We start from the raw sequence: 22,427 nt of genomic DNA on the forward strand, positions 1-22,427 counted from the left end.
CCGCGGTAATCAGTCAGGACCGCGGCGCGTTCATCGCGGCTAAACCGGAATGCCGGACCACCGGCTCCTACAGGAGGGGTAGGCGGAAGGTAAACAGGGTGCCGGCCTCGCTGCTGGACACCACTTCCATGCGTCCCCCATGGCTCAGGGCGATCTGATTGGCGATGTACAGGCCTAGACCCAGGCCGCTTTGCGGTGAGTCTCCCTTGCGTCGAGCAAAGGGTTGGAACAGTTGCGCCATGATGGCTGCCGGAATCGGCTCGCCCTGGTTATGCACGCCGATCACCAATACCTGGTCGATGATTTCGGCTGCCACATCCACCGCCCCGTCCTCGGCGCCATGGTTGATGGCGTTGGAAACAAGGTTGGACAGTACTTGGCTGAGACGCTCGCGGTCGCACAGCACGTTCTGTAGGTCGCCAATACGCAGGCGGATCAGGCGTTCTGGATGCACCCGCTGAATTTCTGAAACCACATGGATCAACGCGTCGGCCAGGTCAGGGCAGGGTTGGATATTCAGATGGATGCCGCTGCCCAGGCGGCCGCGGGCAAAGTCCAGAACGTCCGAGACCAACTGTGCAGCCCGCTTGCTACTGGTGAGAATATGCAGAAGGATGGTTCGGCTTTTCTCATCTTCAATTTTGCGCAACAGCAGTTCGGCGCCCGCGGAAATGGCGAACAGCGGGTTACGCAAGTCATGGCCGAGTACGGCAATGAATTGTTCGCGTATCTCGGCGACCGCGCGCTCCTCTTGTAACTCGGCCTCGGTGATCTGTAGTTTTTCATCGCTTTCAATCTGGATGGCCAGTAACCGCGCAAAGGACTCCATCATGAGTTGGATCGGGCTGTTCTTGAGCTGGGCCGGATTAGGGTCCAGTGCGCAAATGGTGCCGAAAAACGTGCCATCGGTGCGAAATACCGGCACTGAAATATAGCTTTCGAATTTGTAGAGGCGAGGTGTGAGGTGTTCGCAGTACTGGTTATCCTCACTGGCCTTGTCGATCACGATGGTCTGATGTGAGCTGCGAATTTCATTACACAGCGTGGTGGCCAGCTCCAGCTCACCTCCCACCTTCAAGCCAAAACCCAAATTGTCGAGCACCGCGCAGGCCGTCCAGTGATTTTCGCTGACCCGAGCCACGGCGGCAAAGCGCATGCCTGTGGTCTCGCAGATCACTTGAAGAATCGCGGGCACTGCGTTGATCCGGCTTATGGTTGCGATGTCGGCGGTGATGGCGGAATTCCCCATGGGCGATCCACTTCGTCAGGCTGGCAAACGGGCGCAAGCGCGCCCCCGAGTGTTCAGTCTAGCCAGCAACCTGGGCTGTTGTGCAATTAACTGAGGCTCAACTGACGCTGAGATGGTTCGTGTTGCGCTGCAAGTGCTCGATCGCTTGTCTATCCACCGGCCGGCTCAGGTAAAAGCCTTGTACCTCGTGGCATTTGTCCTTGGTGCATCGAGCATCGATAAGTGGGCGATACGGGCATGGGCGGCCACTTCATCGGTAATATCGCTGGCAGTACCTCGAAAACCGATCAGTTGTTGATCGTGCGCAATGGCCCGCGCCGAGACGCGGCAAAAGCGCAATTGCTTGTGTTGATCCCGATAGGCGCAGCGCAGATTCGAATCCTGCGGGCCGCTGCTGGCCAGGCCGTCGAGTGCCCCAATGCCAGGTAGGAGCCGGCTTTAGCCGCGATGAACACACCGCAGTGCATCAGGCAATCCGCGGTGCGTTCATCCCATCACTTCTCAGTCAGGATAGGCGACCGAAGGAGAGGCGGTGGCAACATTCATCTTTTGTCACGGTTGAGGACTTCGTTTATCGGGGTGTCGGCGTATTCTCTATCCCTTCCTCCATAATAATTGGAGGCTGTATGAAAGTTTTCCTGTCTATGGGAGTCGTATTGCTTATGGCACATTCACCCGTGGAGGCCGGCAAGCAGATCGTTTTGCAACCGGCAAAGCAGCGTGAGGGCCGCTTTCTGAACATGGCCACGCTGCCGGCAGACGGCTTCCTGAAAAAGCTGCGCATTGGGTTCAAGTTTCTGTTCTTGAGCAAACCCGCCGATACCCGGCCAAGCCAACCCATCCCGGTCCAACCGCTGACCCAGGCGCAATTGTTGGCAGCACCCGACCGGAGCTTGTGGCGGCTGGGGCATTCGACACTATTGCTCAAGCTGCGTAATCGTTTCTTCATTACCGACCCGGTGTTCGCCGAGCGCGCCTCGCCCGTGCAGTGGGCCGGGCCGCAACGCTTTCACCAACCGCCACTGGCGCTGGCCGAATTACCGCCCCTGACTGCGGTCATTTTGTCTCACGACCATTACGACCATCTCGACGAGCAGGCCGTCAAAGCCCTTGCTGGCAAGGCCGAGCACTTCCTCGCCCCGCTGGGTGTGGGAAATCGGCTGATCGAATGGGGCGTGCCGGCCGAAAAAGTCCGTCAATTGGACTGGTGGCAGGAAACCGAGGTTGAGGGCATCCGATTTGCTGCCACACCTTCCCAGCATTTTTCCGGGCGCGGGTTGTTCGACAGCAACAGTACGCTGTGGGCTTCCTGGGTGATGATTGATGACGATCTTCGCTTGTTTTTCAGTGGCGATAGCGGCTATTTCGACGGCTTCAAGCAAATCGGCGAACACTATGGGCCTTTCGACCTGACCCTGATGGAAACCGGCGCCTACAACGTCAACTGGCCCAACGTGCATATGCAGCCAGAGCAAAGCCTGCAGGCGCACCTGGATGTTCAAGGCCGCTGGCTGTTGCCGATCCACAATGGCACGTTCGACCTGTCCACCCACCCGTGGCGCGAGCCCTTCGAGCGTATCGTCGCCTTGGCGACCGCCAGGCAGGTTCCGGTGACTACGCCGCAAATGGGCGAGCGTGTCAGCCTGGCAGCTCCGCAGGCGGGGACGGGGTGGTGGGCTGCTTCGCCTTATACCGCTGGCGCCCCAACCTGCGAAACCGTCGCCGTCGGCAAGTGATTCAACGCTTTTCGTCGTCTTGGCGTGCGGGAGTACACTCGGGCGGCGGTGAGGTGTCGCTGCGAATTTGGGCGTGGCTTATCAGGGCAAAGATAAAGCTGCCGCCGATGAACCGGTGGAATACCGGTCGGTAGGAGCACGGCTTGCCGGCGATGAAGCCACCGCGGTGTGTCAGGTATGGTGCCTCGCGAGCAAGCTCGGCTCCTACCTTGGCCGGTGGAATACCGTCCGGTAGGAGCACGGCTTGCCGGCGATGAAGCCACCGCGGTGTGTCAGGTATGACGCCTCGCGAGCAAGCTCGGCTCCTACCTCGGCCGGTGGAATACCTGCCTACCAGCGTCGGGGCGGCAAAGCCCAACCAGAAGTCTTTCCAGCCGACCTCGCCGGCCCATGGTGGCGATCATCCAGCCAGACACGATGCCTTTGGAAAACATCTGATAGGTGTCGTTTTTCATGACTTTGTGGCCAATTTCCAGAAAGGCGGCGTCGGTCTTGGGGTCGAAGATCGGCAGTTCCAGCATCACGAACGACACCAGCAGCGTTCCCGCCAGGTTACCCACCAACACCACCGTCCATAGGCGTCATGGGCGTGCCTGCAACGGATGGGGGCATTGCAGTTCAGAGTGGTTCGAGGGGGATTTAGTTGCGGGCGCGGCCCCGGTTGCGATGGGCTGCGGGGCAGCCCCGATAAACATATAAGACCTCGGCAAGTTCCCAGACGACAAGATCAGGCCGCCCCCTCGGGCAATCTGAATCTTTTCCGATAAGGACATCTAACCGTGACAATTGGCTCATCTTTCAATCATCCCGCAGATATATCAGCACGTCTGACTGCGCCACGTGTTCGCAGGTCCGCGCCTAATTGGGCGGGACGTTTCCCCAATCCTCCAGACCTTTGCTTTGACTATCGGCAACTACTTGAGCAGGGAGGTGGAGTCGCCGCTGCCACTCAATCAGATCACCGGATTTGTATTGTCGGTGCGGGTGTGACTGGCCTTACGGCTGCCCGTGAATTACTGCGATGCGGGTTTACTCATATCACCTTGATTGAGCAGTCCCAGCGTATCGGTGGTCGCCATTTGACCGTACACAACAAATCTTCTCGTGATGCAGCGCCGTCGACGCCCTTCGAAATGGGGGCGATGAGAATGCCATTCTTCAATCGTACGGGAGAGCCGCCGAAGGACGGTCGCTCATTGATGGCCTATTACGCCGGACTGTTCGATTTGCGCCTTTCGGACTTTCCCAATCCCGGTACTCCGTGGGTCACTTCAACCGGTATCTATTTGCAGGAAGGTACGCTGGAAGATCCTGACAACCCGGCAATGCTGATCTGGACCAACTCCGATGGCCAGACACCCCCGCCCACCGAAATACTCCAGCGGGTTCATGGCAAGTGGCTGGCCTTTGCCGAGCGCATGACAGAGCACGTGGCTGCTGTGTACGGAACGTCCGAATGGGAGCAACGTTGGGAGGCGATCGTCAGGCGTTATCAGGCGCTTTCGTTTCGTGATCTGGTCAGGCTGCCCGCCATTGAAGGCTGGAGCCCAGAAGCGCCGGGTGACTTCGGTGGCCTTGGAATGGATAGCGCTGAGTCGGCTATTTTTTACGCCATCGGTATCGGAGATGGAAGTTGGGGGGCGTTCTATGACGTGTGTTGCCTGTACCCGCTACGAACGGCCATTTTCGGTTTCAGCAGCCATTTGCAATTGGTTCACGGCTGCGTGGACGAACAGGGTGCACCGCTGCCTGCGCCGTTCCTTGAAGCCAACACGGTTTATGACAGCAAGGGGTTACGCTTTGAGTCGCCTACTTACATAGGGTTGGCGGCGCTGGACGAAAGCCTTTTGTTCAAAGGCATTGATACACGCGAAGGTTCGCTTTATGAGCATTTGGTGGCGCGTGATGAGGGTCTTTTGACTGACGCTTGCGTCACTCGGTTGAGCAAGTTGTCCAGTGGTGAAGTACGGGTTCATTTTGATTGGAACATCAGCAACCCCTCAAACAAGCAATCGCTTAAAGAAGACTTTGATTCAGTGATTGTCACGCTGCCTTCATGGTTGATAGAAACCCAGGTCCAGCTGGAAAATTTTACCCCCACGATGCTCCCGTTCAACGTCATCAATGCCTACAAGACGGCGCATTGGGAAACCAGTTGTAAAGTCTACGCACCGCTCAAGAAGAGCTTTTTACGCAAACACACAGGCATACCGCAGATTCTCATCACCGACAGCTTTATCCATGATGTTTATGCGTATCGCTATAACGAACACTACGCCTACGATTGCATCTTGCTCAGTTACACCTGGGAAGACGATGCCACCAAGCTTGCGTCTTTCAGTGATCAAGCCTTGGTCAAGAAATGCACCAAGGAACTTGATCGCATCTTGATGCGGTGCGGCAATATTCAAACGCCTATTTCGCCTTATATCGATATCCGCAATGCTCGCGTACAGCGATGGATGACCGACAAGAACTCATTGGGATGTGCCAAGTTGTACCGCGCTGGCACTTACTACGATGCGCTTGGCTTGATGAAGTACAACCGTGATTTGTCTGCACTGTCTGGGGTTTATTTTGTCGGTGAGTCGTTTTCGATGGATGCAGGGTGGACGGAACCTTGTTTGCGTACCGCGGTGGATGCCGTGATCAATATTTGTCACACGACTAACGCTGCATTCAATGGTGGATTTTCAATGGAGGTGTACCCGGAATACCGTATCGATGAGTAGTAAAAATATTAATATTTAGCGTCTGATTTCTCTCGGTGAAGCTCCAATTTCCTACAAACATCTCCCACGTAATTACGGGATTTGTCTGACTTGTACATTTAATTGGGTGGGTCGTTAATGGAGAGGCATTCAATTGGAGTGCCTCCTCATAACAATACGAGATCAATCCTATGCCAGACGCGACCGCCGCCATCAGCCCCGTACGCATTGCCGTTATCCAGTTCAACCCGCAGGTGGGTACTGAAAACACCGATTACAACCTCACCCACACCATGGTGCTCGCTGAAGAAGCGGCCAGGGCAGGGGCTAATCTGATTGTGCTGCCGGAGCTTGCCAGTACCGGCTACACCTTTCGCTCTCGCGAAGAAGCCTTCCTGCATGCCGAAGCCGTGCCGGGTGGCCACAGCGTTGACGCATGGCTGGAGTTCGCGGCGCGCTACAAAGTCTATCTGGCCGCGGGGCTTGTCGAGCGCGATGGGGTTCGGCTTTACGACACCGCTGTACTGGTGGGGCCGGACGGATTTATCGGCAAGTACCGCAAGGCTCACCTGTGGAACCAGGAAAAGCTCTGGTTCACGCCGGGAGACCTGGGTTTTCCGGTGTTCGACACGCCCATCGGCCGTATTGGGCTGTTGATCTGTTGGGACATCTGGTTTCCCGAAGTGCCACGCCTATTGGCACAGCAAGGCGCCGACATCATCTGCAGCCTGAATAACTGGGTGTGGACGCCACCCCCATTGTTCGATGCCAGCGGCAAGTGCATGGCCTCGTACCTCACCATCACCGCGGCGCATGTCAACAATGTCTTTATTGCGGCGGCCAATCGCACGGGCATCGAACGCAGCTCGCGATTTTTGGGCTGCTCACTGATAGCGGGTACCAGCGGCTGGCCGATCAGCGATATCGCAGGCGCCGAGGATGAATGCATCCTCTATGCCGACGTCGACCTCACCAGCGCCCGCAGCGCACCGGTCTGGAACAACCTCAACGACCTGTTGCGCGATCGCCGCACCGATCTCTACGGACCCATGCTCGGGTACACCCAGCATCCAGCGCTACCGCGCTAGGAGGTGGGGAATGATCAACTTCATCGACAAAACCCAACGCAACACCTGGTTGATGTTGCTGGCCAGCGTGCTGATGGGGGCTGGGGTCATTGTGCTGCTCGAGATTGCAGGTGGGCGTTTACCCATCTCAAACGCGCCGCTCTGGCCTGGCTATACGGGCATGATGGACAACCTGCATGACCCATTGGCGCGCTTGCGCTGGATCGTGGGCGACATCAGCGAAGTCGCCTTCTACAAGCATGAGCTGGCAGCGTTCGGGCTATTGGCCGGCGCGGGCATCGCCCATTGGGCAAACCGGCGCGGCAAACGCTGGCAGGGTTTTGCCATCAGTTACGGGACCGGGCTGTGGCCGTGGCTGGTGATCAGTTCTCTGCTTGGGCTTTTGCTCAGCCATGTACTGTGGGGCTGGACACTGAAATACGGCGCCTGGCAGCCGACCTTCGTGGCCTTTGTCTCTTTGCCTGCGGCCATGGTGCTGATGTTCGGGCGTGGCTGGAGAGTGGCGGTTACCGGGGCCGTGATGGGGGCTCTGCTGGTCGCGCCGATGTGCCTGCTGTTGGTCAATTACCTCTGCGGCCCATTAGGGTTGCCAGCGGTCATCGGTAACGTCGCAGGCATGGCGCTCGGGAGTGTGATTGCCTTTGTGGTGTGTCGCCGCTTTCCGAAACTGGTTGAGTCAGCGCCCCTCCCTTGCCCTCAAACGTCGCTGCCGCTCATGCCAGTCGAAACCCGTTACGGTTTCGTCTGGAGCCTGCGCCGTGTGTTGGCGGACTTCACCGAGGCCCCGTTCTTCGGCAACGAACTGGCCAGTATCGGCTTGCTGTTGGGTGTTTTGTTGGCGTACCTGCTCAATTCGGCAAGCCCCGCTTATGGCTCGCAGCTGCTGCTGGAAATGATCGCGGGCCAGGCCCTGGCTTCGCTCATAGGCGTGCTGATGTGGCGGCGGCAGTGGATGGAGCTGGGGTGGTATCCCACTTACATCCCGATTGTGTCAGTCGTGCCCGCTGCCGTTTTGACATTGGGGGGCGGCTGGGAAGTCATCGTGTTGAGCGCAAGCCTGGGTGCATTGATCGCTCCGCCGCTGGCTGTCGCCATCAGCCAGCGCTTGCCAAGCCACATGCACGGCTACATCGGTAATGTCACTTCGATGGCCTTGAGCACCGCCTTGATCGTGCCAGGGTTGGGGCTGTTGCCAGGAGTTTCGGCATGACGAGCCTACCTTTGATCGCCATCGGCGCCCTGGGCGGCACCGTCAGCATGCTCGCCCCCGAACCGGGCGCTGGCGTGTTGCCCAGTGTCAGCGGCGAAGCCATGCTGGCTGCGCTGCCGGCCTTGGCAAGCCTTGCTCAAACGTCGGTCAAAACGCTTTGTTTGCTGCCCAGCGCCTCGCTGGACTTCGTCCGGTTATTGGGCGTGCTGCAGTGGGCCAGATACCGGGTCGAAGAGGGCGCCCAGGGGGTGGTGCTGACCCAGGGCACCGACACGATGGAGGAAAGTGCCTGGCTGCTCGACCTGCTCTGGGACCTCGATGCCCCGCTGGTCCTTACCGGTGCCATGCGCTCGGCCGGCAAGCCCGGCAGCGACGGCCCCGCCAACCTGATGGCCGCCGTCGCAGTGGCGGCAGCACCCCATAGCCGTGGGCGCGGCGTGCAAGTGGTGATGAACGACCAGATTCACAGCGCCGCGCGGGTGCGTAAAACCGATAGCCTGGCGCTCCAGGCTTTTACTTCACCAGGCTACGGGCCCAGTGGCCGGGTTGTGGAAGGCGGCGTCCACTATCTCTACCCGCCCGCAGCGCGCGTGACGTTGCCCATCCCCAAGCGGCTAGACCACAAGGTCGCGCTGCTCGAAGCGTGTCTGGGCGCGGACACCGCTTTGATTCGGCATCTGGTGGCCGTGGGCTATGAAGGGGCGGTGATTGCCGGATTCGGCGCAGGGCATGTTTCTGTGGACTGGGCCCAGTGCATCGAGGATGCCGCGCTTCAGATACCGGTGATCGTCGCATCACGCACCGGAGCCGGCGCTACTGCCACCAGCGCTTATGGATTTGTCGGCGGCGAGATAGACCTGCAAGCCAGGGGCGCCGTGATGGCGGGTGAGCTTTGCCCGAGAAAATGTCGGGTATTGTTGTGGGTGCTGATTGGCAATGCCTTGCAGCATGAGGTGAAAAACCACCTGTAAAACCTGAAACGCCGTAAGACTGGTCTGATTTCGATACCGAGTCGTGGCGAGCCTGCGTAAAATCCTCGGCAAATTTCACAGACAGGTCCACCCCATGCAGCTTTCAGATTTCGAACCCTTGGATAACCGCGAGTTGCAGAAGGTGGACGACGTGCTGACCCAGCACGGCAATGAAGCCGCCATCCAGAACGCCTCGGAACTGGATGGCTTCTTTACCGCGCTTGCGTCCGGCCCGGTCATGGTCATGCCCAGCCAGTGGATGCCCGCCATCTGGGGCGGCACCGAGCACGAACCCAAGTGGAGCAACCCTGCCCAGGCCGAGCGCTTCTACAAGTTGATGATGCGTCACCTCAACTCCCTGGCGGCCGAGTTGATGGAAGCGCCAGAAACCTTCGAAGCCGTTTTCCTGGAAAATCAGGAAAGCGGGAACACTGAAACCATCGTCGACGAATGGTGCATCGGCTTCATGCGCGGCGTGCAACTGTGCGGCGGCTGGAAAGACTTGCCGGCAGAACACGCCGACAACCTCGAAGCCATCGCCCTGCACGGCGTCCAAGAGAACTTCGAGCGCGTCCAGGCCATGAGTGAAGAAGAGCTCCAGGCCTCGATCGACGCGATTGAGCCTGCAGTGCGCGAACTGCATGCCTACTACCTGATCCTGCGCACCCCGAAGACGGCGCGCAGAGATGAGAAGCAAGTCGGCCGCAACGACCCTTGCTCGTGTGGTAGTGGGAAGAAATACAAGCAGTGCTGCCTGCACTGATCATCGCAGTCGATGTAATGAAATGGACTCGCCCAAGCCGAGGCGTCTATGCGCCACGCTGGCATGTAGCCAACGACAGCGAGGGCGAGTCCGTGGCAGAGCATATAATCAAAAGCAACGTTTTGTCTTCACCTGCGTGCAAAAAATTACGCCCTTGAAAACACTGCTGCTATCCGTTCTATTTACTCCGCCAAGGGTTGACGACTTCAATATCGCAATCCACAAAGTCCTTAACATTGCGCGTCGCCAGTGTTGCCCCTCGTGAATGAGTGACGGCTGCAATCATGGCATCAAACTGACTGATGGGTTTGCCAGCTAAGCGGCGGTTTGCTGAAAGCGCGGCAAATGCATCGGCTGCGTCGGAATCAAAACTCAAGATTTTCCCGCCGAAGTCCTCATCGAATATCGACAGCGCTGCTTGCCATAACGCCTCACGTCGCTGGCCTTCAGGCATGAGGCGAACGCCATATAGAATTTCGCTACGCGTGACTGTTGTAGTGAACAACGACGCCCTGGGTTGTTTTCTTAGCCATGTTAATACGTGCAAGTCAGGTTCAGCTCGCAGCACCTCTGACAGGACGTTCGTATCGAGAATAATCATGCGTCGAAATCCAACGGCTCTCGAATGGCTTCTCGAGGGGGAATTTCCAGATCAACTCCCCCTAAAGGAGCAACTCGAGCGCGAATTGAGTCCACCAACGAACCGGCATTGGAAGATCCGGTCGACAAAGCGCAACGTAGAATATCCCGTGCCTCCTCCTCCATGGATCGCCCGTGCAATGCCGCCTGCACACGAAGGCGCGCTTTGAGCTCATCGTCAACGTTACGAATGGTCATGCTAGCCATGTCAACCTCCACATTCATCAATGAATGCATATTAAGCAATGATTGCGAGGGGGGCAAAACCGTTTGTCTTGCATCATATGAGCCCGAAAGTCCTGCATGGTTGCTGGCCGTTCTCCAACGCTGGAGGCCGCTAGCCATATCTGTGGTGTGAGGGGTAGTCGGCAGCCCAAGGCCTCAGAGTCAGCTACGCAACTTTCAGCCACCGCATCCAAGAGGTACAAGCAATGGCTAAAAATCCCGACTGGACACTTTTTGAAGCTCTGTCTTCAGTCGCCGTCGAGCGCTTCCATCAGAGCACCGTCGACTCCATCCAAATTGTGATGGACAACAAAGCGCTGACAGCCCGACAGCGCTATTTCATCCTCAGGCAGTTGATGCAGGACCGACATAAAGACCTGCGAAATGCTTTTGATGGTCTCCATCCCAGCACGATGAGGATGAGTCTACGACTGATGCTCATGCATGAGGTCGTGACCGAAGAGGAACTCGCTAAACTCAGTCCCAAGACGCGGGCAGGCATGGAGAAAGTTGTAAAGCAACCTTATGAAATCCCCTGGCCGGATGATGCATCTGACAGCTAACCTTCACCACCACCGGCAAAACTGCAAGGATCAAGGTTCTATGCTCATCTTCAACTGCAGCCAGGCAGCCACTGATTTCTTTACCCGTGTGCAAAAGGGCAAGAAAATCACCCCTGTGCAAATCCCGCCCTTTACCCGAATAGAAGACGACGCGCTCTCCATGGCTGAGCAGGGCGTCGATCCAGCCGAAGCGGACCAGTGGCTGCTCCATGCCGCCGTGATAAAGCGCAAGCATGTGTTGATTGCCACCCACATCGCCACCCGCTACATGATGTTTTTCAGTGATATAAGAAAGGCAGATGTCGATTGCTTTCTGGATGACTTCTTCAAGCGTTGGTGGGACGGCATGCTCAAGCTTGCCATGCACAGCAACGTACTTGATTGGGTAGATATGTCCATTGCAGGCGATAGGTTCATTGCTTTTACTGAGCATCACCTCATGTTCAAACGCGGCGATCGTAGCACCCAAGGACATCTCAACGAAGCGCTCTTTATATTCAAAGACATCGTCGATGAGGCAGGCTGCTTGCCGTCGGATGAATTTGAGTTTATCGGTTTTGACGCTGACATGAACAAGATGATACGAGGCATCAAAGGCAAGTATTTCTACCCGGAGGAAGAAATGCTGGCTTGGTGGCTGCAGAAGTTTTGCGGAGTGACTGATGCGGGGGTGGTCAAGCTTAAGGCACGGCAGGCGGCGATGCGTCGGAGTGTGGGAATGGATATGCAATGACGCAGGTATGTTGAGGCGGTATCAGCAGGCGGGGCAGGCATAGTCCATGCCCAGGCTTTTATAAAAGTCTCACCAGTGGCGAGACTTTTGCTGAGAAGAGTGCCGACTTGAAATGCCGTTCAAACTCCCGGCTCGACCACTTATCCTGAATGGCCATCCGCAGGTAAAACTTAGGTTCTTCGAGGGGCTTGCTCTGGCTGAGGATCAGGTTCTGAGTCCATGGCAATTGTGTCAGCAGTGCTGACACTTCTCCTCGTCTCGATAAGCATCATAGAATTGGCGCATTCGAAACAGACTTAGCCCCTGTGTACCTTAGGAATTTTCCCTTTATTAAAGAGAATTGTCTGACTGATTTGTTTCTCAGAATATGCGAAGGTCCTCCAGCAAAAAAATAACCAACTAATAAAAAAGGAGCGACTTGCATGGCTAATCACGGATACATGCGCATCACCGGCAAGGTACAAGGGCTTATATCAGCAGGATGTTCAACCCAGGACTCTATTGGTAACAAGTGCCAGGCAGGTCATGCCGATGAGATTATGGTGCTGGCCTATTCGCATGACATGCTCACGAAAAATGCGTCCGGGGTGGGTCAGCATCGGCCCATCATGATTACCAAGAACATTGATAAATCTTCGCCCCTGCTAGCCAGTGCCCTCCACAGCGGAGAAGAAATTGAATGTGTCATTGATTTTTACCGCCTGGCGCCGTCGGGAGGCAGAAGCAAATACTACTCAATTAAATTGTCAGGTGCCCGTGTAGCACATATTAGTCTTCAGGTCCCCCATGCCATTTACATGTCCGATACAGACCCGCAAGAACTCATTGCGATCAGCTACAGGGATATTTCATGGACGCATCTCCAGGCCGGCACAAGCGGCTATGCGTTCTGGGACAATATTCGATGAGCGAGGAAATATGTGACATTCATGATGTAACTAAGGCTGCCGCTGATTTGGTGGCCTATGGATGCACGGTGGGGGCTACGCACTTTGATGATGGTATGGCGCAGCTTACATTCAGCTCGTTTATCTCTTCGTTTGCCAATCAAATAATCAAAGCGGTTGATGAGGGAGTCATCAGCGCTTGGCAGGGAGTGGCGGAGATAAGGGCAGAGTATGAAGGGTTGCACTCGAAGGTGCTTTTTTATGCTCAAAATGGGATTGGAGTGGCTGCTGGGGTTGTACAAATTAGGACGGGTGTCGGGGTGACCGCTGGCTCAGGACTGGCGGGAGCGCCAATGAGCTTTTTTCTTGTCGCGCATGGTGTCAATAATATTTATGAAGGCATTGGCAATATTTACAATGGCCCGGAAGTGATTGGGACTGTAGGGCCAACTCGGCGCGCCTACCAGGCTATTTTAGGTGATGACTATTTAGGTAACCAGTACTACTACTCTGTTGACTTGGCTTTGTCCGTACTGGGGGCTGTGAGGTTAGTGCGAAAACCCGATTCGGTACAGCTATTCAGACGCGACCAGATTAACTATGAGCCGGCTTATAGGCAAAGTAGTAAGCTGGCATTATATTTTGAGGGGTTAATCGATTCTATAACGATTAATACCATGCTTGGAGAGGCAGAGCTAAAGAAAAGTGAGTAAAATACGGTGTTGTTTAAAGGCTATAACACACCCCGCATCCTGGGGATATGAAAGCGCAAGCCCCCCAAAAATATAACAACGTACGCAATCACGTGGGCTGCCTGTAAGGCTCTTCCGTCGAGCGGTATTGCTTTGTTTATCAGCCATACTACAATTGCCGAGCATGGGAGGGCATAGGCAAAAACGGCTAGAGAGATAGCAAAGTAATATCGCAAGTTTTCTAGATTCATGGGGGTGATAGCTCTTTCGCAGAAACAGAGCATAAGCCTAGTATGTTAATCGTGGAGCAATCAACCTTGTTTACAATTTAGTGGTCAATTTTGTTAGCCGAAAGGCAGATTAGATGGGATAGTGGAGTTCTGTTCTCGAAAATTGTAACAATCTGCAACCTGCGGTTTTGTGGCACAGCCTTCCGGCGGCGGCAGAGCTTTTCAGCGTGTCGTCGATACTGGGTTTGACGAGGTAAGTGAGAAAGTTCGGCTCATTACAGTTGTTCAAACATGATCCACTAAATCATGAGGGGGTATATCGGCAAAGCAGAAAGTTGGCCATGTTTTTAAGGTTTAATTGATTCTGTTAGTTATTCCATGGTGGCTGAGGTAGAGAAAGTATCAAAATGGAAGTAGGGGGGGGTTGTCTTGCTCAAGCTACAATACGCCGCGCATTCTGGGTGTGTAAATGCGCAATCCAACAAGGACAGTAATTATATATGAGATCACATAAGCGGCTTGCAAGGGCTCTCCTTCTAATGGGATAACTCTTTTTATCAGCCATACGGCCGTTGCCGATATCAACAACGAGCAGGAAAAAACTGCTAGTGTGCTGTCTTCGAAATAATTTATCCCTATGGTACGGCCTCAAGTGCCTCGCGAGCTCGTTGGATTTTGCTCAAAATCTCCTCGCCTTTCGCGTTCCAAACGTACCGGGTCGGCTGAGCATTTCTTAGTGCCATGAACGTTGTTATCGAGGATTCCAACTCGCGCACCGAGGCAAAGCTACCGTCTCGTAGATACACCGTGATGTCTCGGAAAAATCGTTCGACCATGTTCATCCAAGAGCTGGACGTCGGTGTGAAGTGCATATGGAAACGCGGGTGCTTCGCCAGCCAGGTTTTCACGGCGGCGTGCTTGTGCGTCGCATAGTTATCGACGATCAGGTGAAGCTGGAGATTCTTGGGGGTCTGCTTGTTGATCTTCTTGAGGAAGGACAACCACTCTTGATGACGGTGTTGACGTTCGATGCTGCTGATCAATTTTCCCTGCAGATAATCCAGCGCAGCGAATAATGTAACCGTGCCGTGGCGGGTGTAATCATGTGATTTCGTCTGGATGTGGCCGATGCCCAGAGGCAATCCAGGCTGCGTGCGTTCCAAGGCCTGCACCTGGCTTTTTTCGTCGCAACACAGCACCAATGCCTTGTCCGGCGGGGCCAGGTAAAGGCCGATAACATCCCAGAATTTCTGTTCGAACTGCGGATCGTTTGAGAGCTTGAAGGTGCGAGTCAGATGAGGCTTCAAGTCATTGGCAGCCCATAACTTATGGACCGTACTCGAAGAAATCCCGACCGCTCTCGCCATACTCCTGCAGCTCCATCGCGACTCGCCAATGCGAGGTTTCGTGACCTGCTCCAAGACGCGGCGGACAGTATCGGCAGGCAGCGACGACTTGCGTCCACGACCTGGTTTATCAATCAATCCGTCGAGCCGGAGCAACTGAAAGCGTTGGCACCAGTTGGTGACTGTCGGGAGAGAAAACCCAGTCAGTCGTGCAATCTCTTCCCGTGTTTCGCCCTGTGCTGCAAGCAGCACAATGCGTGCTCTACGACCTTCACGCTGGGGAATGGTGGCGGAGCGAACGCGCCGGTTCAGTTCGGCCTTTTCTTCGGAGCTAAGCGTAATGTCCAGTGCGCTCACCTGAAGCTCTCCAAGGGGGAAATGACACCTGAAGTGTAGGTGAAAAATTAGAAAAGCTATTTCGCAGACAGCACACTAGAGAGACGGAGAGGTAATATCGCAAATCTTCTAAATTCATGAAGATAATAACTCTTTCGCAGGAATAAAATTTAATTCAAGTTAGCAGGATAGCGGTATTGCGTAACCTATTGCGTTACACAACGCCGCGCAGTCGAGGTATGTATAACCGTAATCCAATGGCGACTAGAAAAATATATGTTGTTGCATAGATATACTGCAAGGCCGCTCCTTCAGGGTGGAAAAGCTTTTTTATGGCCCATGCAATAATGAGTGTATAAGGTCCGGCGCAAATGAAAATCAATACAGAGACAGAGAAATAGTATCGCGAATTTTCTAGATTCATGGGTTGTAAGATGTTGGTCATTGAGCTGAAGGGCAAGCCTAGTATATTTGTATTGAGTTGTTCAACCCTATTTTGCAATTGGGCAGCCCAATGCGTTATCCGAAAAAGCACGGTGGGGTGGGTTAGGAGATAGCGTAGCTTAAATTCTGCCCTTGATAAATGTAACATTTTGCAATGCATACATTTGTATCACTACATATCGGCAGCGACAGAGCAGCAAACTGCAAAGTCTCAGCATTACTGAGACTTACCATCTACCGAAGCAGCCCTGAATGAAACAACCGTGAAGCCGTCTCCCACCAAGACCGCTTGCGAGCACTCGGTGCAACCTCACCCATTTGCGGATGAGCCAACACTTCTGGCATATCCCGCAACCTGATCCACGGCTCGCTTTGCCACTGCAGCATGCTTACGGACAACTCTCCCCATTTCAACAGGCTCAGGCTCGGCACGCGGTTGCCGAGATTGGCGTGCTCGTCCCGCATCACCGCAATGACCTCGTTGGTGAGCCACTGGCGAAGGCTGCGGTTTTCAGGTGAGTAGTGATGGACCAGCATCGTGTACGCGGCTGATTCATTGATCATTACCGTTGGCTGATAGGTGCCGTTGCGCAGCAGTACGAGAGTGCGGGTTTGGTCAGGGTCAAGTTTGCGAAGGGCGTGAGTTTCGAGATAGCGGCCGATCAATCGGCCCAGGTCGCGGGCGCAGAACCAGGCTTGAGATTCGAGCCAAAGGGTATGGAGAGGGCGGTTGTGGCGGGTGAAGATGAGGGGGCTGAAGTGGTTGGTGCAGATTGCATCTGTTGGCAATGCGGCAGGTATCGGTGGGGATTCGATGCACCTTCGAGCTGAAGGATTGGCAGGAGTCGGCATTTCCATGTACCTCTGTCGCTTCTTAGGGCGTTATGGGTGTCGGGAGCTAAGAAACCCACACAGAAGGCCGGACATATTCCCCTTTCAGGTCTTGTATTAGTCCACTCCCGACATAACAGAGATTTTTTGCGCGCACATCTCTACCGTAAGCACAAAAGCCACATCTGTCGGGAGCGGTCAAGCCGCTGTGTTAGGCGTTTCTTAGGCGCTTCGGCAGAATAGGCAACCTAGAGCGGTGGGTCAATTACGGATCCTGTAGGTACTTTCTGAAATTTATGGTCAGGGTCAATTCGAACAAGCCAATCAGTACGTTATACATCGAAGCCTTGGTGGAGCACGTTGCTCTGAGCAGGGGCTTCCGCGGTTTAATGAGGTCAAGCTGGGTTGTAGCCGTATGGTTGTCATCTTGGAATCGGACACAACCGGTGAATTTGTCACAGATGTGCGCTAGGAAAAAATACTGTATTTATATACAGTACACCCTTAAAGCTTCCCTTGGCTTCTGTGATGATGGCGGCATGGAGACGTGCTGCAGATAAAGCTTCACATTGAACAGCTAAGGGATAGAATAGTGACGTTTCGTCACAGATTTGACCCAGATAGGTTGCCAATGAATCTCATGGAAAACGCTGCAAGCTCGCCCTCAGGGAGCGTCAGCTCTATCACAACGCGCGTTGATAGTAATGCCAGCAGCGATTTAGCTCTCTTGCATCAATTACTGGAGATTTTTGACCAAGGTTACCTGGCTGAGGTTCTCAACGAAGCCCGTCCAGGTCATTGGTGTCGTGAAACGATCAACCGTTGGGTAAAAGGAAAGGCTTCCCCCAGCTTCACGCATGGAGACTACAACCGATTGCAGGCGCTTTTGCCCGCCAAGGTTGAAGGAAAACGCGTGTTTACCTTTATCGATCTATTTGCAGGCATTGGAGGCATTCGGAAAGGTTTTGAGGCAGTTGGCGGCGAATGTCTATTTACTTCTGAGTGGAATAAATACGCTGTCCGTACCTACAAAGCCAATCATTATTGCGATCCGGTGCGCCATCGCTTCAACCTGGATATTCGCTCCGTTACTCTTTCGGACAAGCTCGAAGTAAGTGAAGCCGAAGCTTACCACCATATTAACCGTGAAATTCCAGACCATGATGTTCTACTGGCAGGATTCCCTTGTCAGCCATTTTCGTTGGCCGGAGTCTCCAAGAAAAACTCCCTTGGTCGTAAGCATGGTTTTGAATGCGATACTCAAGGAACTCTATTCTTTGATGTGGCTCGAATTATTGCAGCAAAACGTCCTGCGGTATTTCTTCTGGAGAATGTGAAAAATCTCAAGAGCCACGACAAGGGTAATACCTTCCGTATAATCTGTGAGACGCTAGACGAGCTGGGGTATGAGGTAGCCGATGTGAATGCTCCAAAAGGCGCGGATCCGAAGGTTATAGACGCGGTAAATTTTTTGCCGCAGCATCGGGAGCGCATCGTGTTGGTGGGATTTCGACGTGACCTGAATGTGCATCAAGGCTTTACTCTGAAGGACATTGTCAAGCATCAGCCAGCCAAACGACCATCGTTTGGGGATATCCTCGATACAGAAGTTGATAGCAAGTACATTCTTACGCCAAAGTTATGGGAGTATTTGTACAAATATGCTCAAAAGCATCGTGAAAAGGGTAATGGTTTTGGTTTTGGGCTGACAGGATCGAATGGAATCGCTCGTACTCTTTCCGCTCGCTATCATAAGGACGGCTCGGAGATTTTAGTAGATCGAGGTTTTGTGGGCTCTTTAGATTTTTATGGTGATTTGAATCAGATGAATCGTCCGCGTCGTCTGACTCCTCAAGAGTGCGCTCGCCTTATGGGTTTTGATAAGCCCGGAGAAAGTTCTTTTGTGGTCCCAGTTTCAGATACTCAGGCTTACCGTCAATTTGGAAACTCTGTTGCAGTGCCAGTTTTCGAAGCTGTAGCTCGACTGATGAAAAGCCGAATTTTAGCCGCGAGGGAAAAGATGGCTGACTCCGAACGACCGCAGTTGGAAATTGCATTGACTAATTGATTGAAGCAGTTCGTTTCCGATAAGGGGTGGCTTTGTTTTGATTGATACTGTCGACATTGTGACGCGCTCCCGAATGATGGCTGGAATCAAGGGAAAACACACCAAGCCGGAAATGCTTGTACGTCGGTATCTCCATGCAATGGGGTACCGATTTACACTGCATCCCAAGAGTATGCCGGGGCAGCCTGACTTGGTCTTTCCTCGCTACCGTTTAGTCATTTTTGTTCATGGTTGTTTTTGGCACCGCCATTACGAGTGCTTTTATTCAACTGACCCATCAACAAGGGTAGATTTCTGGCATGAGAAATTTGCGAAAAATATTGAGAGGGATCGATCGCAGATTACACAGTTAAATCAGGCCGGATGGCGAGTGCTGACGATATGGGAGTGTGGACTTAAGCACCACTCTAGTAGATTGATTGAAATTTCGGATCTCATTCGGTCAGAAGAGCGAATAATGGTTTGGCCAACTATCCCTCCGAGAATAAGAGTGCCTGTACCGAAAAATAGCCAGTGATCACTGCATCAATAACGTCCCGAATTAATTAAGGCGCTACATATGGATTAATGCTGCGTTTCGGCGCTTACGTGGCAACCTAAGCGATGCTGCTCATAAGAGATTTGAAGTTTTCAATGAGCTCTACGCCAATTTGAATTGATTTTTATTCTATAAGTCTTCCCATCTACGGGCTCGTTGGCTTTTATTGCTGGGCTACTGACTTGGATTCTGTAAAAGGGTTCACCTTCATTGCGGGAGATCTCAAAAATATCGCCCTGACGTGCTGTCACCTCTCGAAAGTAACTAGTCATATAGGTTATGCGATACTCATTGCGAGTGCCATTTGTGTCATGGAACCGGTTGTTATAGTACACAAATCTAAAGCGCCGCATTGTGCCGGCATTATCCAAACACTCGATCCATGCATCGGGGTTCTTTAGGCCTGAATCTAGAGTTGGCAGGAATTCGAGTAGCTCTGATTCCGATCTTGGGATCAAAATCCCTCCTTGGTGACCTCCAGTGGCTCCGACATCGTTAGCGCTAAGCGTTTTGCAGAAGGATTTTTTTGTCATGATTTTCTCGGTTGAATTTCAAGCGCCCGTTTTAGGTCTGTAGCATCTCTTGATGAAATGGGGATGCTTTCATTGGCTAGCTCCCTTTTCCACAAGGCGCGCTCAATCATTATCTCTTCCACAGTATCTTTATAGTAGAGGCGATAAATAGTAACGGGTTGGGTCTGGCCGCGGCGGTGAGCCCTTGCACTTGCTTGAGCCTCTAATGCGGGATTCCAAACTGGGGTGTAATGGATAACAACTGTGGCCGCAGTAATGTTCAAACCGGCACCAGCAGCTTTAGGATTCAAAACTAGACACCCTGGACCTTTATGAGCAGAATACGTGTCGATTATCGTTTGGCGATCGGATTGAGGCGTACCGCCATTGATAGCGCCCCAATATGCATTGGGAAATCCGGATAATGCATCCTTCAGTAAGTCGCCAACTCTGTTGAAAAGTGCAAAAACGATTACTTTTTTGCCGTTCAAGAAAGCTTCGCGCATGAGAGTTACAGCCCTTTCCATTTTCGGAGTAATCAAAGGAAATGTATCTGTAGGAGAAACCTTTGCGTTTTCCGAGTCCGTATCACTTTCATCGGCGCGCCGTAACCACGGATGGGCGCATATCAATTGCAACTGAAGTGTTGCCACTAAAGCCCCGGCAACGGGGTACTTAAGTAGCGTGGCTTCTCGGACACTCAAGTAGTGATCTGCGAGCGAATCGTCTAGTTCTAGAGGCTCATCAATGTCAATCCGCTCTGGTAGATCACCGGCGACATCGACTACTCTGCGTTTGAGGATTATTGGATCCGTAAAGCATCCAATTATCTTTGCTGACTCTTTCGTGTCGGGATAATGCTCTTCGAATTCGCGGCGCGATCCGAGTAGTCCCGGGATCGCAAAATCAACTAGAGACCATAGATCAAGAAGGCTATTCTCGATAGGAGTACCAGTCATGGGAATGGATCTGCGACGTGGAATGGTTGCAATGGCGCTTCTTCGAATTGAATCTGGATTTTTGATTGCTTGTGCTTCATCGCAGATTAACCAAGACCATTCAAAAGAGGAAAAAATAGAAATGTCATTTACCATGGTGTCGTAGGTGGTAATTACGACATTGTTTTTTTGTAGATCCCGATAGATTCCTGCCCTGTTGGGGCCACGATGAACCAACACATTCATGCCCTCACAGAAGCGGGAAAACTCCCGAGTCCAGTTGGCTATCAAGCTGGTGGGACAAATGACCAATGCTGGAGAATCATTTGTAGGTGGTTCCATGAGCAGTAACGATATGATCTGGATAGTCTTCCCAAGACCCATTTCGTCGGCGAGGATTAACCCGCCAGTATGCGAAATTGTTTCCCACATCCAGCGGACGCCACGCGCCTGGTAAGGAAAGAGGGTTGCTGTCAAACCGGGAATAACGAGCTCTCCCTCAAGGCTCGCAGCCCCGACTTGCCCAGCCTTGAGGAAGGTATCGTCGGGTTCCGACTGTATAATCTCACTCACTTCGCGCAAAAGTCTGATCGCTTCGCTGTAAGTTAAATTCGTCGGATCCGAACCTTGCAATATCTGGGCTAAAATATCAGCAGAGTCACGAGGAAGCGGACGTATAGTGGTCCCGTCTACTACCCACGTGTGACGATTGCTTGGGGCCCGGTAGATATATTTGGTTCCCTTTAATACGCGGGTTCCCCCGAGACTTGCAACAATGGATTTCCCGATCTTATCGATAATAATAATCGGGTCGATGACACGTTCCGAAAGTTTGAAACCTTCTGGTGGATTAGAACGTAATTCTTGAAAGGCTTTGGGTAGACTGCTTAATTTAACCACGACAAGCCTCCATAATCTCTCGTAGTTCTTTTATGCTAATTGGTATCGGATGTCTCGTATGCACCGCACGATGGCAGCTTGGGCAAAGAGGTACCAGGTCAGTGCACGGATCATATGATCGGGGTTCTTCTAGCGATGCCAGTGGTTGTAAGTGATGGACTTCAATTATAGCGCCGGCTTCTCCATATGACTGCCTTGGTTGCAAGCCACAAACCATGCACTTCTCTCCATGAATGCGAATGCATAGGAGTCTGTTGCGCGGATTACGCTCCCGTCGTTTAACAGCCGATCTCAAGATAGTGCCTTCAAAAGCAGTAGATGCATCATCTGTAGGGCTCTCGATGACGTCGTACCCAATAAGTTCAGCCATTGCAGCCATCATGGGCACAATTATGTCGCGGCAGGTGGCAACCACCGTGGCATTATCCAGTGGGTCGTCAAGATTGCGAATCGTTGCAGTCATGCGAAAGGCACCACTCATAATAGTCCATTCGGGAAAGCATTGATCAATCACGTCAATCTCGACTTCGGAGCGGATTGACTCAACCAATGCACGTGCCAATTGGATATCTTCTGGCGAAGCCTTCCGTATTTGGGATACAACGCTTCCTGAGAAATTGCCAAAATACAGGCTGACCCGATGCCCCTTCAAACCATGTAATTTTAATTCGGCAACAGGTCCGTGTTTTTCGTCTAAGTCAGCGAACCATATTCGTAAACCAGAGCGAAGGCCGCTCTGGTCAACTAAGGCGCCCATGGCCGCACCGGTCCCCTCTTCAAGTTCTTTTAGAATAAGACCTCTTTTGGAGACGATCAT

The 22,427-nt window shown here is 53.2% G+C and carries 20 protein-coding genes and 4 pseudogenes; 12 read left to right on the forward strand and 12 right to left on the reverse strand.

The window, feature by feature from the left end; translation table 11 throughout:
* Nucleotides 1–67 precede the first annotated feature (67 nt).
* Together AC3IX4_RS06245 and AC3IX4_RS06250 are read right to left on the reverse strand one after the other, a co-directional pair.
* Nucleotides 68–1,249, reverse strand: a complete 1,182-nt coding sequence (locus AC3IX4_RS06245) for a GAF domain-containing sensor histidine kinase (RefSeq protein ID WP_489259727.1) — start codon at nt 1,247–1,249, stop codon at nt 68–70.
* A 177-nt stretch (nt 1,250–1,426) separates the two neighbouring features.
* Nucleotides 1,427–1,660 (reverse strand): annotated as a pseudogene (locus AC3IX4_RS06250) (hypothetical protein); the annotation flags it as partial.
* Nucleotides 1,661–1,875: 215 nt separating this feature from the next.
* On the opposite strand from AC3IX4_RS06250, the gene AC3IX4_RS06255 reads away from it, so the two are divergent.
* The gene (locus tag AC3IX4_RS06255; RefSeq protein ID WP_489259728.1) at nt 1,876–2,985 is read left to right on the forward strand and encodes an MBL fold metallo-hydrolase; all 1,110 of its coding nucleotides are present in this window, start codon (nt 1,876–1,878) and stop codon (nt 2,983–2,985) included.
* 1 nt (nt 2,986) lies between these two features.
* Here AC3IX4_RS06255 and AC3IX4_RS06260 read toward each other — a convergent pair.
* Both AC3IX4_RS06260 and AC3IX4_RS06265 read right to left on the reverse strand, forming a co-directional pair.
* Nucleotides 2,987–3,100 (reverse strand): annotated as a pseudogene (locus tag AC3IX4_RS06260) (formate/nitrite transporter family protein); the annotation flags it as partial.
* A gap of 213 nt (nt 3,101–3,313) precedes the next feature.
* Nucleotides 3,314–3,566, reverse strand: a pseudogene (locus tag AC3IX4_RS06265) (formate/nitrite transporter family protein); the annotation flags it as partial.
* Between the two features lie 198 nt (nt 3,567–3,764).
* On the opposite strand from AC3IX4_RS06265, the gene AC3IX4_RS06270 reads away from it, so the two are divergent.
* The 5 genes from AC3IX4_RS06270 (at nt 3,765) to AC3IX4_RS06290 (ending at nt 9,728) form a co-directional block, all read left to right on the forward strand.
* The gene (locus AC3IX4_RS06270; RefSeq protein WP_489259729.1) at nt 3,765–5,717 is read left to right on the forward strand and encodes a flavin monoamine oxidase family protein; all 1,953 of its coding nucleotides are present in this window, start codon (nt 3,765–3,767) and stop codon (nt 5,715–5,717) included.
* 170 nt (nt 5,718–5,887) lie between these two features.
* The gene (locus AC3IX4_RS06275; protein ID WP_489259730.1) at nt 5,888–6,784 is read left to right on the forward strand and encodes a nitrilase family protein; all 897 of its coding nucleotides are present in this window, start codon (nt 5,888–5,890) and stop codon (nt 6,782–6,784) included.
* Nucleotides 6,785–6,794: 10 nt separating this feature from the next.
* Nucleotides 6,795–7,994 carry a hypothetical protein gene (locus tag AC3IX4_RS06280; RefSeq protein WP_489259731.1) on the forward strand — a complete coding sequence of 400 codons (1,200 nt, stop codon included), beginning with the start codon at nt 6,795–6,797 and terminating at the stop codon, nt 7,992–7,994.
* Nucleotides 7,991–8,965 (forward strand): asparaginase, encoded by a 975-nt coding sequence (locus AC3IX4_RS06285; RefSeq protein ID WP_489259732.1) that lies wholly within the window; start codon nt 7,991–7,993, stop codon nt 8,963–8,965. The genes AC3IX4_RS06280 and AC3IX4_RS06285 overlap by 4 nt, the downstream gene beginning before the upstream one ends.
* Nucleotides 8,966–9,059: 94 nt before the next feature.
* Nucleotides 9,060–9,728, forward strand: a complete 669-nt coding sequence (locus AC3IX4_RS06290) for a UPF0149 family protein (RefSeq protein WP_489259733.1) — start codon at nt 9,060–9,062, stop codon at nt 9,726–9,728.
* A 178-nt stretch (nt 9,729–9,906) separates the two neighbouring features.
* On the opposite strand, the gene AC3IX4_RS06295 is transcribed toward AC3IX4_RS06290, so the two are convergent.
* Together AC3IX4_RS06295 and AC3IX4_RS06300 are read right to left on the reverse strand one after the other, a co-directional pair.
* The gene (locus tag AC3IX4_RS06295; RefSeq protein ID WP_489259734.1) at nt 9,907–10,329 is read right to left on the reverse strand and encodes a type II toxin-antitoxin system VapC family toxin; all 423 of its coding nucleotides are present in this window, start codon (nt 10,327–10,329) and stop codon (nt 9,907–9,909) included.
* The gene (locus tag AC3IX4_RS06300; protein WP_489259735.1) at nt 10,326–10,574 is read right to left on the reverse strand and encodes a FitA-like ribbon-helix-helix domain-containing protein; all 249 of its coding nucleotides are present in this window, start codon (nt 10,572–10,574) and stop codon (nt 10,326–10,328) included. Before AC3IX4_RS06300 ends, AC3IX4_RS06295 begins: the two co-directional genes overlap by 4 nt.
* A 224-nt stretch (nt 10,575–10,798) precedes the next feature.
* Here AC3IX4_RS06300 and AC3IX4_RS06305 point away from each other — a divergent pair, with 224 nt between their 5' ends.
* Together AC3IX4_RS06305 and AC3IX4_RS06310 are read left to right on the forward strand one after the other, a co-directional pair.
* Nucleotides 10,799–11,155, forward strand: a complete 357-nt coding sequence (locus AC3IX4_RS06305) for a hypothetical protein (RefSeq protein ID WP_489259736.1) — start codon at nt 10,799–10,801, stop codon at nt 11,153–11,155.
* A 40-nt stretch (nt 11,156–11,195) separates the two neighbouring features.
* The gene (locus AC3IX4_RS06310; protein WP_489259737.1) at nt 11,196–11,888 is read left to right on the forward strand and encodes a DUF6933 domain-containing protein; all 693 of its coding nucleotides are present in this window, start codon (nt 11,196–11,198) and stop codon (nt 11,886–11,888) included.
* A 79-nt stretch (nt 11,889–11,967) separates the two neighbouring features.
* Here AC3IX4_RS06310 and AC3IX4_RS06315 read toward each other — a convergent pair.
* Nucleotides 11,968–12,185, reverse strand: a pseudogene (locus tag AC3IX4_RS06315) (DUF1016 N-terminal domain-containing protein); the annotation flags it as partial.
* A gap of 125 nt (nt 12,186–12,310) precedes the next feature.
* Between AC3IX4_RS06315 and AC3IX4_RS06320 the strand changes: the two are divergent.
* The gene (locus AC3IX4_RS06320; protein ID WP_489259738.1) at nt 12,311–12,796 is read left to right on the forward strand and encodes an Hcp family type VI secretion system effector; all 486 of its coding nucleotides are present in this window, start codon (nt 12,311–12,313) and stop codon (nt 12,794–12,796) included.
* The gene (locus AC3IX4_RS06325) at nt 12,793–13,488 is read left to right on the forward strand and encodes a DUF4225 domain-containing protein (protein ID WP_489259739.1); all 696 of its coding nucleotides are present in this window, start codon (nt 12,793–12,795) and stop codon (nt 13,486–13,488) included. Before AC3IX4_RS06320 ends, AC3IX4_RS06325 begins: the two co-directional genes overlap by 4 nt.
* 844 nt (nt 13,489–14,332) lie before the next feature.
* Here the strand turns inward: AC3IX4_RS06325 and AC3IX4_RS06330 are convergent.
* Together AC3IX4_RS06330 and AC3IX4_RS06335 are read right to left on the reverse strand one after the other, a co-directional pair.
* Entirely contained in the window at nt 14,333–15,400 is a 1,068-nt protein-coding gene (locus AC3IX4_RS06330; protein WP_489256307.1) for an IS630 family transposase, read from the reverse strand.
* A 657-nt stretch (nt 15,401–16,057) separates the two neighbouring features.
* Nucleotides 16,058–16,675 carry a BRO-N domain-containing protein gene (locus AC3IX4_RS06335; protein WP_489259740.1) on the reverse strand — a complete coding sequence of 206 codons (618 nt, stop codon included), beginning with the start codon at nt 16,673–16,675 and terminating at the stop codon, nt 16,058–16,060.
* A 610-nt stretch (nt 16,676–17,285) separates the two neighbouring features.
* On the opposite strand from AC3IX4_RS06335, the gene dcm reads away from it, so the two are divergent.
* Complete coding sequence (dcm, locus tag AC3IX4_RS06340) at nt 17,286–18,722, forward strand: DNA (cytosine-5-)-methyltransferase (protein WP_489261225.1); 1,437 nt, start codon at nt 17,286–17,288, stop codon at nt 18,720–18,722.
* Nucleotides 18,723–18,759: 37 nt separating this feature from the next.
* Nucleotides 18,760–19,239, forward strand: a complete 480-nt coding sequence (locus AC3IX4_RS06345) for a very short patch repair endonuclease (RefSeq protein ID WP_489259741.1) — start codon at nt 18,760–18,762, stop codon at nt 19,237–19,239.
* A gap of 113 nt (nt 19,240–19,352) precedes the next feature.
* On the opposite strand, the gene AC3IX4_RS06350 is transcribed toward AC3IX4_RS06345, so the two are convergent.
* The 3 genes from AC3IX4_RS06350 to AC3IX4_RS06360 are packed head-to-tail and all read right to left on the reverse strand — an operon-like array spanning nt 19,353 to nt 22,427.
* Nucleotides 19,353–19,793 (reverse strand): EcoRII N-terminal effector-binding domain-containing protein, encoded by a 441-nt coding sequence (locus tag AC3IX4_RS06350; protein ID WP_489259742.1) that lies wholly within the window; start codon nt 19,791–19,793, stop codon nt 19,353–19,355.
* Complete coding sequence (locus AC3IX4_RS06355; protein ID WP_489259743.1) at nt 19,790–21,610, reverse strand: DEAD/DEAH box helicase; 1,821 nt, start codon at nt 21,608–21,610, stop codon at nt 19,790–19,792. Before AC3IX4_RS06355 ends, AC3IX4_RS06350 begins: the two co-directional genes overlap by 4 nt.
* Nucleotides 21,603–22,427, reverse strand: a complete 825-nt coding sequence (locus AC3IX4_RS06360; RefSeq protein ID WP_489259744.1) for an HNH endonuclease — start codon at nt 22,425–22,427, stop codon at nt 21,603–21,605. The genes AC3IX4_RS06355 and AC3IX4_RS06360 overlap by 8 nt, the downstream gene beginning before the upstream one ends.

It is taken from the genome of Pseudomonas sp. KH_021, from assembly GCF_057838865.1.

Excerpts from the sequence above, each read along its gene's own strand:
- AC3IX4_RS06245 (WP_489259727.1), bottom strand. The coding sequence starts at position 1,249 with ATGGGGAATTCCGCCATCACCGCCGACATCGCAACCATAAGCCGGATC.
- AC3IX4_RS06255 (WP_489259728.1), top strand. The coding sequence starts at position 1,876 with ATGAAAGTTTTCCTGTCTATGGGAGTCGTATTGCTTATGGCACATTCA.
- AC3IX4_RS06275 (WP_489259730.1), top strand. The coding sequence starts at position 5,888 with ATGCCAGACGCGACCGCCGCCATCAGCCCCGTACGCATTGCCGTTATC.
- AC3IX4_RS06280 (WP_489259731.1), top strand. The coding sequence starts at position 6,795 with ATGATCAACTTCATCGACAAAACCCAACGCAACACCTGGTTGATGTTG.
- AC3IX4_RS06285 (WP_489259732.1), top strand. The coding sequence starts at position 7,991 with ATGACGAGCCTACCTTTGATCGCCATCGGCGCCCTGGGCGGCACCGTC.
- AC3IX4_RS06290 (WP_489259733.1), top strand. The coding sequence starts at position 9,060 with ATGCAGCTTTCAGATTTCGAACCCTTGGATAACCGCGAGTTGCAGAAG.
- AC3IX4_RS06295 (WP_489259734.1), bottom strand. The coding sequence starts at position 10,329 with ATGATTATTCTCGATACGAACGTCCTGTCAGAGGTGCTGCGAGCTGAA.
- AC3IX4_RS06300 (WP_489259735.1), bottom strand. The coding sequence starts at position 10,574 with ATGGCTAGCATGACCATTCGTAACGTTGACGATGAGCTCAAAGCGCGC.
- AC3IX4_RS06305 (WP_489259736.1), top strand. The coding sequence starts at position 10,799 with ATGGCTAAAAATCCCGACTGGACACTTTTTGAAGCTCTGTCTTCAGTC.
- AC3IX4_RS06310 (WP_489259737.1), top strand. The coding sequence starts at position 11,196 with ATGCTCATCTTCAACTGCAGCCAGGCAGCCACTGATTTCTTTACCCGT.
- AC3IX4_RS06320 (WP_489259738.1), top strand. The coding sequence starts at position 12,311 with ATGGCTAATCACGGATACATGCGCATCACCGGCAAGGTACAAGGGCTT.
- AC3IX4_RS06325 (WP_489259739.1), top strand. The coding sequence starts at position 12,793 with ATGAGCGAGGAAATATGTGACATTCATGATGTAACTAAGGCTGCCGCT.
- AC3IX4_RS06335 (WP_489259740.1), bottom strand. The coding sequence starts at position 16,675 with ATGCCGACTCCTGCCAATCCTTCAGCTCGAAGGTGCATCGAATCCCCA.
- dcm (WP_489261225.1), top strand. The coding sequence starts at position 17,286 with ATGAATCTCATGGAAAACGCTGCAAGCTCGCCCTCAGGGAGCGTCAGC.
- AC3IX4_RS06350 (WP_489259742.1), bottom strand. The coding sequence starts at position 19,793 with ATGACAAAAAAATCCTTCTGCAAAACGCTTAGCGCTAACGATGTCGGA.
- AC3IX4_RS06360 (WP_489259744.1), bottom strand. The coding sequence starts at position 22,427 with ATGATCGTCTCCAAAAGAGGTCTTATTCTAAAAGAACTTGAAGAGGGG.